This window comes from Zhouia amylolytica AD3, assembly GCF_000511935.2.
In the GTDB taxonomy this organism is placed as follows: Bacteria; Bacteroidota; Bacteroidia; order Flavobacteriales; family Flavobacteriaceae; genus Zhouia; species Zhouia amylolytica.
The window spans coordinates 269,900-283,558 of sequence record NZ_AYXY01000019.1 but is presented as its reverse complement, the minus strand read 5'-3'; the positions used below and the strand labels follow the sequence as shown (position 1 = coordinate 283,558).

At 40.0% G+C, this 13,659-nt stretch carries 11 protein-coding genes; 5 read left to right on the top strand and 6 right to left on the bottom strand.

Translation table 11 applies throughout. From position 1 onward, the window contains the following. Nucleotides 1–136: 136 nt before the first annotated feature. From P278_RS05910 to P278_RS05895, 4 genes are read right to left on the bottom strand one after another with little or no spacing between them, the layout of a single operon-like run. A complete protein-coding gene (locus P278_RS05910) occupies nucleotides 137–766 on the bottom strand; it encodes an NAD(P)H-dependent oxidoreductase (RefSeq protein ID WP_038263756.1) in 630 nt (209 codons plus the stop codon). Further along, the gene (locus tag P278_RS05905; protein WP_038263753.1) at nucleotides 763–1,488 is read right to left on the bottom strand and encodes a GNAT family N-acetyltransferase; all 726 of its coding nucleotides are present in this window, start codon (nucleotides 1,486–1,488) and stop codon (nucleotides 763–765) included. The genes P278_RS05910 and P278_RS05905 overlap by 4 nt, the downstream gene beginning before the upstream one ends. Before the next feature lie 9 nt (nucleotides 1,489–1,497). Then, nucleotides 1,498–1,944, bottom strand: coding sequence for a DMT family transporter (locus P278_RS05900; RefSeq protein ID WP_038263751.1), 447 nt, complete (start codon nucleotides 1,942–1,944; stop codon nucleotides 1,498–1,500). Nucleotides 1,945–1,997: 53 nt separating this feature from the next. After that, nucleotides 1,998–2,597, bottom strand: coding sequence for a Crp/Fnr family transcriptional regulator (locus P278_RS05895; RefSeq protein ID WP_038263749.1), 600 nt, complete (start codon nucleotides 2,595–2,597; stop codon nucleotides 1,998–2,000). Nucleotides 2,598–2,854: 257 nt separating this feature from the next. Between P278_RS05895 and P278_RS05890 the strand changes: the two genes are divergently transcribed. From P278_RS05890 to P278_RS16835, 5 genes are all read left to right on the top strand, one after another. After that, nucleotides 2,855–4,105 (top strand): serine hydrolase domain-containing protein, encoded by a 1,251-nt coding sequence (locus P278_RS05890; protein ID WP_038263746.1) that lies wholly within the window; start codon nucleotides 2,855–2,857, stop codon nucleotides 4,103–4,105. Between the two features lie 10 nt (nucleotides 4,106–4,115). Beyond that, entirely contained in the window at nucleotides 4,116–5,321 is a 1,206-nt protein-coding gene (locus tag P278_RS05885; RefSeq protein WP_038263743.1) for a threonine aldolase family protein, read from the top strand. Between the two features lie 374 nt (nucleotides 5,322–5,695). Beyond that, a complete protein-coding gene (locus P278_RS05880) occupies nucleotides 5,696–6,133 on the top strand; it encodes a MarR family winged helix-turn-helix transcriptional regulator (RefSeq protein ID WP_051413436.1) in 438 nt (145 codons plus the stop codon). 1 nt (nucleotide 6,134) lies between these two features. Next, a complete protein-coding gene (locus P278_RS05875) occupies nucleotides 6,135–7,562 on the top strand; it encodes a serine hydrolase (RefSeq protein WP_051413435.1) in 1,428 nt (475 codons plus the stop codon). 87 nt (nucleotides 7,563–7,649) lie between these two features. Next, nucleotides 7,650–7,784: a hypothetical protein gene (locus P278_RS16835; RefSeq protein ID WP_262507899.1), complete on the top strand. Its 135-nt coding sequence runs from the start codon at nucleotides 7,650–7,652 to the stop codon at nucleotides 7,782–7,784. Nucleotides 7,785–8,159: 375 nt separating this feature from the next. Here P278_RS16835 and P278_RS05870 read toward each other — a convergent pair whose 3' ends face one another. After that, a complete protein-coding gene (locus P278_RS05870; RefSeq protein WP_038263741.1) occupies nucleotides 8,160–9,317 on the bottom strand; it encodes an efflux RND transporter periplasmic adaptor subunit in 1,158 nt (385 codons plus the stop codon). A 14-nt stretch (nucleotides 9,318–9,331) separates the two neighbouring features. Continuing rightward, nucleotides 9,332–13,657 (bottom strand): CusA/CzcA family heavy metal efflux RND transporter, encoded by a 4,326-nt coding sequence (locus tag P278_RS05865; RefSeq protein ID WP_038263738.1) that lies wholly within the window; start codon nucleotides 13,655–13,657, stop codon nucleotides 9,332–9,334. Between the last annotated feature and the right edge of the window lie 2 nt (nucleotides 13,658–13,659).

Genomic DNA, 13,659 nt, shown 5'->3' with positions numbered 1-13,659 from the left:
GAGGATTTAAATTTTAATATTTGTTTGCTATAAAAATTCAATTGATGTCAACCCAAAAAGCCCCGAAGGGCCTTTCTAAAGCATGGGCAGGGGCATACCCATTCATTCACAAAATTAAGCTTGGTTGATTTCCTATTTATAGCATTTCAAATAATTGTGCCAATGGTTTTCTAACTTTGGCCAGCGATTGGGTAGTATCTGTATTACTCCTGTAACCTACAGGAACAATAACGGAAGCATTGAGGCCTCGCTCAGTTAATCCCAATACTTCATTATACGTTGCAGCTTCAAAGCCTTCCATCGGACAGGTGTCGATTTTTAACTCGGCACAAGCAGACAGCAGATTGGCTAAAGCAATATAAGTCTGATGTTTGGTCCATTGAAATTGATCATCAATCGATTTCTCATCGATCTTCGCCTTCATAAAATCACCATAACCCTGTAAGTTCTCTTTTTCCAGTTCTCGGGTAGCCGCTATCAGCTCTACATAGCTATCGATGTTTTGCTCAGATACCCGGGTATAATTACAAAAAACGAATAAATGAGAGGCATCCGTTATCTGCGATTGATTCCAGGAAGCCGGACGTAGTTTTGCCCTGACTTCTTTGTTTTCAATAATTAGCACTTTATACAATTGCAAGCCATAAGAAGAGACCGATAGCTGTATGGCCTTCTTTAAACTTTCCAATTGCTCCGCAGTAATTTTCCTGTTCGGATCAAATTCTTTGGTGGCATAACGCCATTCCTGGTTTTCTATAAATTTCATAGTTCGTTTTTTAGGGTGTAATTCTCCATTAAAAAATCAGTTGTAAATCCCATTTTCTCATACATGGCTCTCGCCATCTCCGAAGCTTGCAGCGTGGCTAGTTTTGAATCAGAGTCGATAGCCTCATTCATAATATGATACATGATTTCGGTGGCATAGCCTTTTTTTCTTTGTGAAGGAACAATACCCAAACTATGGATCCCGGCTACCTGTTCAGTAATATGTAAAATAACGGTACCAACAAGTACTTCCTCTTCAGAAACAAGAATATAGGGAATCGTATTCATTGTATTCAGAACCGTTTCAACGCTGATATTATAATTAAAAGCCAAATGAAAAGCCTTGCTCCATAATTCGGCCTCCTCACGGTTTGTTACCGTTCTAAAATCAAAGATTTTTTTAGATCCGAACTTTTCAGTTAATTCCATACTCATCCCATACTGCTTAGATTTTAGCATAAAGTCAGGATCGGTCTGAAAAGGAGACGTATGTCCATTATTAAAATAAGAAAAAGTAAGTCCGGGTATCTTTTCCATACTCCCTTTCAATTGATGCTTTAGTCCAGCGGAAAGAGGAGTGTCAGTCCACAATCGATTCGGCCATTGGGTGTTTTTTATATGGGAACAATAAACTCCATTATGCTCTGAATATCCCTGAAATACTTCTCCGGCTACCGTCCATAAATTCGTTAGGTTATTAATGTTTAAAGCTGTTTTATTCATTGTTAAGTTTTATTTTGAGTTAATTAAAACGATACCAACCACCATGGCAAAGGCACCTAAAAGTCGTCTGGCTGTTAAAGGTTCTACCGGAAGGTTAAGCCAGCCAAATTTTCCGGCTAGCAGGGAGAACAACAGCTGACCGCAGAGTCCCCAGGCAATCATTTTTGAAATACCAAGTTTAGGAATCGTATAAAAATAAAGCGAGATGCCAATCATACTAAATAAGCCCCCAATAAACCATAAATACCAGGGCACTTGATGGAAGTTGCTCAACTGTATACTTCCCTTACCAACCGAAAACATATAAAACAGACCAAAAACGGCACTGGCCATAGAAGCTGATATCACCGCAATAACGGGATTCTTTAAAAGCGAACCCAACTGCGAATTAAACCCTGCCTGTATAGCTAAAAATATGCCTCCTGTAAAGGCTAATAAGTAAAATAATATTTTCATATGGCAAAGATGAGCAGTCGGCTTGACTTTATTCTTTACATATGTTGATTCGATTAAATTTCCTGTAATTTTTTTCGAATCCTACTCAATTGAGTTGGGGTAATCCCAAGGTGAGAGGCAATATAACGCAATGGAACCCGATTTTCAATATCAGGGTGTTTTTGGATAAAATCGAGGTATCGTTCCCTGGCTTCTGTGAGTACAATTTCTATTTCCCGCTTTTCTTTATCAATAACCCAGTTTTTCTCCAGGTAAGCAATATAGAAATCCTTAAGATCCGGATGGTCCTCCATCAGCGCTCGATATTGGCTATAATCCAAACTGATAAGCATGGCATCTTCAACAACTTCCAATGCGAAATGAGATGGCTTTTGGGTAATTGCTGATACGGTAGATCCTACAAAATCACCTTCTAAAAAAATGTTTTTATGATACAGGTTACCATCGTTATGTAGGTAATAGGAAACGACAGCACCTCCATATAAGAGATGTATGTGCTTTGAAATTTGACCAACCTCAAGCAATATGGATCCTTTTTTTAAGTGCTGTATGGAAGCTATAGCAAACAATGTGGCTAGCGTATCATCACTGAGCGGACTGTAGGTGTTGAATATACTCTTGGTAAATGATCGGTATGTTTCTGTTGAGTTCATTGTATGATGATAACTTCAAATGTACGGTGGACATATCACGGGCATAAAGTTAAAGTTATTTGTTGGATCTCATGTTCATAATTAACGGTTAAAAACAATTGCGTATTTTTAAGAACAAAGAGGAGCTGTTTGATATTCAGAACAGGGGAGCATGCGATAGATGAGAGCTGTAAATTAACGATTAATAAAAATGAATTCATACCATAACTGTAACAAGAAACAATTATTGATCTCTTTAAAAGGAAACCAAATAACCCATGAAAAACGCAATCAGATTACTTATCCTAAGCTTCCTTTGTATAGCCTGTAAGCAAAACAATCAAAGTAACCAGGCAACAACACAACCGACAGCATCAGATTCATTGACCGCCGAATTAGAGGGTATTTGGAAAAACGGACAAATAAATGGGTTTGCTGTAGCCATGGTCGATCAAAACGGGGTCTTATACACCAAAGGCTTCGGATATGCCGACCGTGAAACCAAAAAAGAATACACTGAAAATACCATACAACATATTGCATCCGTATCTAAAACATTAATAGGGATCGCTTTGATGAAAGCCAAAGAAATCGGTAAACTACAACTCGACGACCCAATTGAAAACTATCTGCCCTTTCAGGTAATAAACCCAAATTATCCAGATGAAAAAATAACCATCAGGCATTTGGCAACCCATACTTCGGGTATAAACGATTCCGATCAGTACATGAACAGAGCCTGGATCCTGGAAAAAGATCAGGATTTAAGTAAGGTGAGTACCGATTATCCTTATCAGCAACTAAACCCATCCGAAGCCGATATGCCCATGGAAACGTTTCTAAAGGAATATCTAACCACCACCGGGGAATACTATCAAAATGATCATTACATTAATTTCAAACCCGGTGAACGCTATAATTACTCCAATATAGGCGCCACTTTATGCGCCTTGATCATAGAAAAAGCAACAGGGCAAACCTTTGATTCCTTTACACAAAAACATATACTGGATCCATTGCAGATGAAGGATACAGGTTGGTCCCTGGCAGCTATAGATCGTTCTATGCACTCGCGATTGTACCGAAACGATCAGACCGTATTGCCTTTCTATAAAGGGATTACCTATCCGGATGGGATGTTGATATCCTCAAGTAGCGATATGGCAAAGTACCTGTTGGAATTGGTGAAAGGATATAGTGGGGAGGGGACTTTACTCAAGAAGGAAAGCTATAAAGAGTTCTTCGCTGAACAACTGGATGCTCGCCATTTTGACGAACGAAATAGCAGTAATCCGTATAATGGAGATTATAGCCCTGCCATTTTTATCGGCCATAGTGCTAAAGGTTATGTCGGACACTCCGGGGGCGATGCCGGGGTCGGTACCTGGTTCTATTTCAATAAGGAAGATAAGACCGGAAGATACATCGTGATCAATACCGATATGGGGAACGATAACAGGGCTAAAGAATTAGAGTATTATGCGATTTGGGATACAATGAATGAATATTTTAACCGGCTAAGACCTTAAAACCAACCAAATGAATAACGAGAATAAAAGACGAAACTTTCTGAAACAATGTGGCCTGACGGCAGTACCCCTTATGATACCAGGCATAGGCATGAGCGCCTTGCCCTTTGAAACCGGGGCCAAAAATCAACCGACAAATAATCCCACAGCCGTTAATTTTATTTTTGATGGTTTATCGCTCGACCCGAAGCAATACCTGGAAAAACTAACCACCATTAGCAATATCCATCCGATCGAACCTGATTTTTATGGAAATGGTGGAGCAACCAAAGCATTAGAGGAAGAATTTGCCAGGTTAACCGGGAAAGAGAAAGCTATCTACCTGCCAACTGGCACCATGGCGAATCAACTGGCAATTAAATTGCTGAATGGAACCAATACGAAAGCAATGGTCCCTGAAAATTCACATGTTTTCAGAGATGAAGCCGATGCAGCCCAAAGCGTTCATGGGAAACGACTGATCCCGGTAGGCAACGGGCAGTCAACTTTTAGCCTGGAAGATCTGAAAACGAAAATTTCCTACCTGGAGCACGAAGAGGTTTTTAAAAGCGGATTAGGAACGGTAGTGATCGAAAATCCTGTTAGAAGAGCCGATGGAAGAATTGTTCCTATAGAAGCCATAAAGGAAATAGCGTCTTATTGCAAGCAACAAGGCTATAAAATGCATCTCGATGGTGCCAGGCTACATATTGCTGCAGCTTATACCGGAGTCTCCATAGCCGAATATGCAGCACAATTTGATACGGTATATATATCCTTATACAAATACTTAAATGCCAGCGGAGGCGCCATACTCTGTGGAGATGCAGCTGTTATTGACCAGGTATCGCATCAGGTGAAGATCCTTGGCGGAACCGTATTCCAAAGCTGGAATCAAACGGCCATGGCCCTGCATTACCTCAAGGGTATTGAAGAGAGGTGGCAACAGGTGATCAAAAGCACCCAATCCTTAATCACTGAGTTGAATACCATCGATGGGGTGAACATCAGCAGTCTTGATAAGGGAACCAATATTTATGACCTGCGTTTGAGGGAAGACATCAATTTAAAAGACCTGGCCATGTATTTGTATAACGAGCATAATATCTGGTTGGGAAGAGCTAATGATCAAGGCATCGTGAAATTTACCGTCAACGAAAGCCTGCTCACCAGAAACCTGAACGATATTGTCAATGCCTGGAAAAAGGGCGTAAAGTCAGTTCGAAAGGAGGGGTGAAGCGACCGCTTTATGAGTTTAGCTTGATTGAATCTGGGGATAAATGATCGAATAAAAATAGTTAGTACAATAGTTAGGAAGTTGTTAATGGTAAACTAATACGAATTAACTATGCGCCATTTCGTTCTAAATCATATGCAAAACTGCAATGGCATCTTCCAATATGTTCAAACTACATTATAAGTGGCAGGCGAGGACTGTAATAAGATTCGAGTGTATATATTTTGCGCCTTAAGGGTGCCCAACCCATATTAATTCCCCAATAGGCTTTAAGTAAAAACCTCCCATTCAACAAATAACTTCAACGAACATTTTAGTGTGTTTATTTGATATATCAAATAAATTGCTACTTTTGTTTGATATATCAAATAAATATGAAAATAAATACACCTACCAATACAGTCTTATATGCAATTGAGGAAACCATTAAAGCATATCGCAAACTAAGTGCAAAAAACATATCAGAAGTGATTCCGGACATAACGGTCGACCAGGCACTCATACTGCTAATCTTAGATAAAAATACCGATCACACTCAAATGGAGTTGGCTGATTTAGTGTTTAAAGATTATGCCTCTATTACCCGGATATTGAAATTAATGGAGAAGAAAGGCTATTTAACAAAAACGATCGATGCTAAAGACAAAAGACGTTCAACATTAACAATTGCCGATAAGGGTAAAAAGGCCATTTCATTATTAGCCCCCGTTATATCCCTAAACAGGACTACAGCCTTAAATGGACTAACAGAACCGGAACGTATTCAATTATTTGAATTACTAAAAAAAATAACTAAAAACTGTACCAACTAAAATGAAAAACTTTTTTCTACCAATCATTGCTACCTTAATAATAGCATGTTCGAATGAACAACCCGTAACTTTCAGTGACAATCATATTACAGAAATTAATAATTACCTGGAGGCACTGGAAGGCTTCAGTGGCGCCGTATTAATAGCCAAGAGCGATAGTGTTTTGTATAAAAAAGCATTTGGTTATGCCCATATCGGACATCAGGTAAAAAATAATACAAACACCAAATTTTCATATGCATCCGTTGGGAAGTCATTTACCGCCGTAGCAATATTCCAACTCATAGAAGCCGGAAAACTATCATTGGATGATCCGATCGGAAAATTTTTTCCGGACTACCCGAATGAAGAGGCGAGAGAAGCTATTACGATTAGGCTATTATTGTCACATCGAAGCGGGTTACCCAATTATTTTCGCTCTGAGAAGTATATTAATACCTCTAAAGAACAATTCAGAACTTTAGAGAGTATTGCCCCTTTATATGAAAACGAACCATTAGAATTCAGGCCAAATGAACAGTTTGCATACCGAAATACTAACTATATCATGCTTGGCAGAATAATAGAAGCGGTTACACAAATGCCATATGCTAACTATATAGAAGATCATATTTTTTCGATTGCAAAAATGAAGAACACAGGCAATTTTGATGCTGATCATCCAACGCCTAATGCAGCCGAACATTATACCTTGTCTGATGTCTATCCAAATAAACTTCAAAAGACCTTGTTTATGAGTGGGGTGAAGGGGAGTCCCGCCGGTGGAGGCAGATCCACAATAGATGATCTTTTCAATTTTGCGACTTCATTTAAACACAATCAATTACTTTCAGCGACTTATACAGATCTTATGAAAAAAGAACCGGAAAGTGGTTCATATGGATATGGTATGCAGTTTTCGGGAGGTAAAGGATCAGGGGTTTATGGCCATAGCGGGGGCCACTTTGGAGTAGGTGCAGAATGGCGAGTTTTCGGAAAACAAGATTATACGGTAGTTCTTTTAACCAATAAGGACCTGGGAGAAGGCTTCTTAGACGCTCGGTTTTTTATAGAAAAGACAATTTCAGGAGCTACACCTAAGCTGGAGAGCTATTTCTTTACTAAAGATGTAATCAATGCGTATTTAAAGGACGGTATAACTACTGCAGAAAAACTTATAGCAGCCTCTGAGATTGATCTATCAGAATTAGATATTAATGCTAAAGGTTATGAAATGATAAACAGGGGATTCTATAAAAAAGCAATCGATTTGTTTGAATTAGAGGTATATGCCTTCCCTGATTCGTATGATGCCTATGATTCACTCGCAGAAGCTTATATGATGAATGGAGATACGAAAAAGGCGATTGAATATTACGAAAAGAGCCTGGAGCTCAACCCTGAAAACAACAACGCTAAAGAAAAACTTAAGACCTTATCAGTGAGTTGATTTTAACCTTCAATATTTAAATGAATGCTCCAACCTGTTTAGTAGCCAATACATTAAATGGTATTCTATAAACAGTTGGGGCATGGCATGGGAAACAAAATCTTTATTTTTAAAGGCATCCCTGTTGTCATTGTCATTACCGCTTCAGGGTACGGCTTACCCTATATGCATGCTGATATTGATAAAATGATAACACAACATCTATTGCCTGCTATTTTTTAGATTAAGGGAGGTTTGATAGAGGGTGTTTTTTAAGAAAGCTTTAAAATGATATACGAGAATCACGGTTTGTTTCTGAAACCAGGACCAATTGACTTTTATATTATTAACAACGAGATAAAACATTGAGGTGTTGTTATAGATACCGACAATAATAAGTACTAATGTAACGGGCGTATTGCAAATAGACTTTTACATAATTACTTTCGATATAAAATACGAGCGTGTTGCTAAAGCTGCAATGATGTAATATACAAGCATTCGTCAATTTTCTCTATAGATATAAATGAACTATAATTTATATTATGTAAAATAGAATATTTAGAAATAAACCCACAAACTACTCCAATGGTACTTTATGGGTTTTCTAATGCTTTATTATTGCATGATCATTTCAAAGGTTCCCTTCGTTAAGAATACCGTATTCGGTTCAAATACTTCAGGGTTTACAATTTCCACATAACCATTCGATGTTTTCCCAATTTTAATGCCTACTTGTTTAAAGGTCGTTTCATTGATACGTACCAATCCATAATAGTCATTGTCAATAGCAACCACAGCTTCTTCCGGTAAAGCTTTCAAAGTATCCTTAGCAGTTACAATAGCTACTTCTACATACATTCCCGGTGCAAAATGATCAGCAGCTTCATCGTCCTTAAGGTCTATATACACACTCGCCGTACGGTCGTGTTCATCTATAGCCTTATTGATAAGCTTAACGGTTCCATGGTAACTTCCCTCGTTACCGTTCTGAACCTTAAATACCACCGGCTGACCTGCTTTTAATTGCGGTAAATTCTTTTCAAAAACCTGGGTCTTTATTTGTAAATGCTTTGTATCAGTGATACTCAACGCCATATCCGAAGGATTCAGATAAGCGCCTTTCTGAGTGTTTATCTTGGTGATATGGCCTTCTATAGGTGCTATTACTGCTATGGTTGAACGTAGATTAGAGGCACTCAACGTATTCGGGTTAATGTTCATAAACCATAACTGCTTTTTTAGTGATTCGTATTGCGCCTTGATAACACTATAATCAGCTTCTGCCTTTAATAGATTTTTCTCAGAAGTGATCTGGTCTTTCATCAATTCCTGCTGCCTTTTGTATTCCGCATCTAAATACCTTAGCTGGCCTTTTGCCTCCAGAAATCGTTGCTGAACCCTGATATAATCCGGATTTTCAAGGGTAAATAATACTTGTCCCTTGCGCACCTGGTCTCCGGGCAATAACGATAGTTCTTTTACATAACCTGAGAAATACGGACTTACAGAAGCCTTACGCTCCGGTGGAACCGTAAAAACCCCGTTTGCCTTAACGGTTTGATAGAAAGCTGTTGGTGTAATAGTGTCTACCTGCATCTGCGCAGCTTTAAATTGATTCTCCGTTATAACAATGTGATCCGAATTGGAAGTATCGGGGATATTGATAGCCTGTTCCCTAAGGTCCTTCCCTCCTTCTGAATTACAGGAAGTGAACAGCAAGCCTGACAGGCTTAAAAACATCACTGATCGGAATATGTATATATTAATCTTCATGGTATAATGACTTATTATTCGGTTATATAGTTTAATTCAAGTACTGTTTTGTTATAGTTGAAAAGACTTTCAAGACGCCTGATCTCAATATCACGGGCATTTTCCAGTAGCTGTACGTACTGTAAAAAATCGATTTCACCACTTTTATAGGCTTTAGAAGCACTCAGCGTGAGCTGATCTCCCATTTTTTTACCGGTTTCCTGGTAATAAGAGAGCACATGATCATACTTTTCTAAATCGGCATGCAGCTTTTCATTGCGCGATTCCAGGCGTACCTGGTAGTCCTGAACCTGGTGATCGGTCATAGCCCTTCTGGCTTTTGCTGCTTTTATCTTCGATCGCTGATTGAAAAACCAAAGCGGTACGGTAAGTCCGGCCTGGAAACCTCGGTAGGTCTTAGCACCCACCATACTGTTGGTTCCCTGGAATAATGATACCTCGATATCCGGAAGAAATTGCTGCTTTTCTATCGATAACTCAAGCTCCGATAAGGCTTGCTTTTCACGAAAATAAGTCAATCCCGGGTGATTAATCGTATCGATTTCCTTATAATCCAATCGATCCAGATTCGTTTGTTGTACCGTTATAACCTCTTCAGCTTGCAATAACTGTCTTAATTCCAACAAAGACTTGTCGTAATCTTTTTGACTCTGCGTTAATGCCATGGCTACTTCCTTTTGTTTGGTTTCTGCAGTGAGTTTCTCCAGCATATTAGTGGCTCCCAACTCGAATTTCCTGGTTGCTGCCTTTGAAAAAGCTTTATACAAACTATCTAGGTAATTGTACTGATGGATCAGTTGCTGCTGATATACCACGCTTAAATAAGCTATAGAGACCTCTTTTCTCAGGGTGCGCTCCTGCATATTATAAACCTGTAAAGCCATGGCCGTTTCCTGTTTCAGTACTTTACTTCGGGTACCGTAAATGGTCGGAAATCTGAACTGCTGGGTTACCCCATATACTCTTAAGGCTTCCCCGTTTTCAGCAATATTATTTTCATCGTACTGGTAATACACCTGTGGTTTCTCCAGGTTAAATGCACTACCTTCAAATTCTTCCGATTGTTGCACCTCTTGCCTGGCTGCTTGTATTCCATGGTTGTTCTCTAAGGCAATTTCAATGGCTTCCGGTAAGCTAATCGCTTTTTCCTGGGCCATACCAACCACCGGTAAGATGAATATGAGCAAGGTAGCAAGCTGCTTTCTTTTAAAAGGCTTGATAGGCTTTTTACTATCAAACCAGGCGTACAATACCGGAAGTACAATTAAAGTCAGCAACGTAGCCGTTACCAGTCCACCAACAACCACCGTGGCCAGCGGACGTTGCACTTCGGCTCCTGCAGAACTGGAAATAGCCATCGGCAAGAATCCTAATGCTGCAGCAGATGCTGTTAATAATACCGGACGTAACCGGTTTCTGGTTCCTGTTAATATACGTTTATGAATGTTCGTCATTCCATGGGCTTTTAATTCTTTAAATTCTTCAATAAGCACAATCCCATTTAATACCGCTATTCCAAACAAGGCAATGAACCCTACTCCTGCCGAAATACTAAAGGGCATGCCGCGTAAGTATAGCAATAAGACCCCTCCGATTGCAGATAAGGGAATCGCACTGTAAATCATCAAGGCTTCCTTAACGGAGTTAAAAGCAAAATAGAGCAAGACGAATATGAGAATTAATGCGATTGGAACCGCTACTTTAAGACGTTGCGAAGCTGCTTGCAGGTTTTCGAATTGTCCGCCGTAACTAATCGTATATCCCGGCGGTAGATGTACCTGGTCCTCTATAATCTTCTGGACATCATTCACCACTGATTCCAGATCGCGATTACGGACATTGATACCCACTACGATACGGCGCTTGGTATTGTCTCTTGAGATCTTGGCAGGACCCTTGGTATAAGTTATATCAGCAAACTCACTCAAAGGCAGTGAACGTCCGTCGGGCAATGTTATGGAAGCTGTTTCCAAATGCTGAATATCGCTGCGATGCTGTTGATCGAATCTCACCACCAGGTCGAACTGCTTTTCTCCTTCAAATACGGTTCCGGCACTGGCACCCGCAAATCCCATGGTTACAATCCTGTTCAGATCTTCGATATTTAATCCGTATTTGGCAATCTTCTGCCTGTTGTAGGTTACCGACATTTGAGGCAACCCGGCTATTTTTTCCACCGAAATATCAGCAGCACCCTCTACATGTTCGATAGCCTTTTGTATTTCAAGTCCCTTTTTATAAAGGATATCCAAATCCTCTCCAAATACCTTAATGGCTACATCGGCTCTAACCCCCGTAATTAACTCATTAAATCGCATTTCAATAGGTTGGGTAAATTCATAATCTACGCCCGGAAGCTGTTGGGTTAAGGCTTCTTTAAACTTATCAGCTAATTCATCCTTTGTTTCAGCAGACGTCCAGTCACCCTTGGGTTTTAACTTGATCATGACATCACTTTCTTCCATCGACATCGGATCAGTTGGAACTTCAGCGGCTCCAATCCTGGTAACCACCTGATCAACTTCCGGGAAGGTCTTTAATACCTGCTCCATCTTCGTAGTCGCCTCTATGGTTCGGCTTAGTGAAGTACCGGTTTTTAGCACCGGTTGAATTACAAAATCACCTTCATCAAGGGTTGGTACAAACTCCCCTCCCATTCTTGAATACAACCATGCTGTTCCTACCAGTAAGCTAACGGCCAAAGCGATCACGAGTTTTCGCTTTTTTAAGGCCCAGGTAATAACCGGACGGTAGCTATTCTCTAACCAGGTGATAAGTCTTCTCGAAATAGTCCTCTTATTAGGGTCGCCCGGTTTAATAAATACAGATGCCATAACAGGTACATAAGTAAAACACAGTAACATGGCTCCTATAAGGGCAAAACAAAATACCAATGCCATCGGTTTAAACATTTTACCCTCTACATTGGTTAGTGAAAGTATTGGAATGAATACGATGATAATGATGAGTTGTCCGAAAACCGCCGAATTCATCATTTTTGTAGCCCCCTGAAAAGTAATCTTATCTATGAGCTTTTGTCGCTCTACCTTGGGTAATTGTAATAGCTGGTTACGCTGACTGGTAATCCGGAATGCGATGAACTCCACAATAATAACCGATCCGTCTACAATAATACCAAAATCGATGGCTCCAAGGCTCATCAGGTTCGCATCCACACCAAAAATATACATCAATGAAAGAGCAAACAATAAACACAATGGAATAACGGACGCTACCACCAGCCCCGAACGGAAGTTCCCTAGAAGCAGGACTACCACAAAGATGACAATTAAACACCCCAGAATAAGGTTTTCCGCTATGGTGAATGTAGTTTTAGCGATGAGTTCACTACGCTCCAGGAATGCATTGATCTTTACTCCCTCCGGCAGACTTTTTTGTAGTTCTGCTACCCGTGCTTTAACAGCTTTAATAACTTCATTCGAATCAGCACCCTTCAACATCATTACCTGTCCAAGCACTTTTTCTCCTTCACCGTTTCCGGTGATGGCTCCAAATCGGTTGGCATGACCAAAGCCCACCGTTGCCACGTCTTTTATGTATACAGGAACGCCATTGCGGTTGGTAACTACGATGTTTTCAATATCAGGAATATTGTTTACCAACCCTTCCCCTCTAACAAAATAGGCCTGGTTCACTTTTTCTATATACCCACCACCGGCAACACTATTATTGGCCTTAAGCGCATCATAGACCTCAAATACAGAAACGTTCATCGCCCTTAACCGCTCCGGGTTAATCGCTACTTCGTATTGTTTCAGGTAGCCTCCCCAGGTATTTACTTCAACCACCCCCGGAATTCCTGAAAGCTGTCGCTTAACAATCCAGTCCTGAATGGTTCTCAAATCAGATAAAGAATAGTTGTCTTTAAACTCCGGATCGACATCAATAACATATTGATATATTTCCCCTAATCCGGTGGTAATTGGTCCCATAAAGGGAGTTCCAAATCCTTCCGGAATTTTCTCCTCGGCATTTTTTATTTTTTCGGCAATGAGCTGTCGTGGTAAATAGGTACCAACCTTATCGTCAAACACGATGGTTACTACCGACAAACCGAATTTAGAAATGGACCGGATTTCTTTAACCCCGGGTAAATTGGTCATCTCTAACTCCACCGGATACGTCAGAAACTTTTCTACATCCTCCGTAGCCAGGTTCTTCGAGGTAGTAATCACCTGAACCTGGTTGTTGGTGATATCGGGTACCGCTCCAATTGGAATATGAGATAGTGCATACAAACCATAACCTACTATTCCCGCAGTAAAAAGGAATACAATAAGCTTATGGCGAATACTGTACTGAATAATCTTTTCTAGCATAT

What these genes read in the sequence shown, in the direction of transcription:
- P278_RS05905 (WP_038263753.1), bottom strand. Translation starts at nt 1,488, where the DNA reads ATGAATAAAACAGCTTTAAACATTAATAACCTAACGAATTTATGGACG.
- P278_RS05875 (WP_051413435.1), top strand. Translation starts at nt 6,135, where the DNA reads ATGAAAAACTTTTTTCTACCAATCATTGCTACCTTAATAATAGCATGT.
- P278_RS05885 (WP_038263743.1), top strand. Translation starts at nt 4,116, where the DNA reads ATGAATAACGAGAATAAAAGACGAAACTTTCTGAAACAATGTGGCCTG.
- P278_RS05895 (WP_038263749.1), bottom strand. Translation starts at nt 2,597, where the DNA reads ATGAACTCAACAGAAACATACCGATCATTTACCAAGAGTATATTCAAC.
- P278_RS05890 (WP_038263746.1), top strand. Translation starts at nt 2,855, where the DNA reads ATGAAAAACGCAATCAGATTACTTATCCTAAGCTTCCTTTGTATAGCC.
- P278_RS05880 (WP_051413436.1), top strand. Translation starts at nt 5,696, where the DNA reads ATGAAAATAAATACACCTACCAATACAGTCTTATATGCAATTGAGGAA.
- P278_RS16835 (WP_262507899.1), top strand. Translation starts at nt 7,650, where the DNA reads ATGGGAAACAAAATCTTTATTTTTAAAGGCATCCCTGTTGTCATTGTC.
- P278_RS05865 (WP_038263738.1), bottom strand. Translation starts at nt 13,657, where the DNA reads ATGCTAGAAAAGATTATTCAGTACAGTATTCGCCATAAGCTTATTGTA.
- P278_RS05900 (WP_038263751.1), bottom strand. Translation starts at nt 1,944, where the DNA reads ATGAAAATATTATTTTACTTATTAGCCTTTACAGGAGGCATATTTTTA.
- P278_RS05910 (WP_038263756.1), bottom strand. Translation starts at nt 766, where the DNA reads ATGAAATTTATAGAAAACCAGGAATGGCGTTATGCCACCAAAGAATTT.
- P278_RS05870 (WP_038263741.1), bottom strand. Translation starts at nt 9,317, where the DNA reads ATGAAGATTAATATATACATATTCCGATCAGTGATGTTTTTAAGCCTG.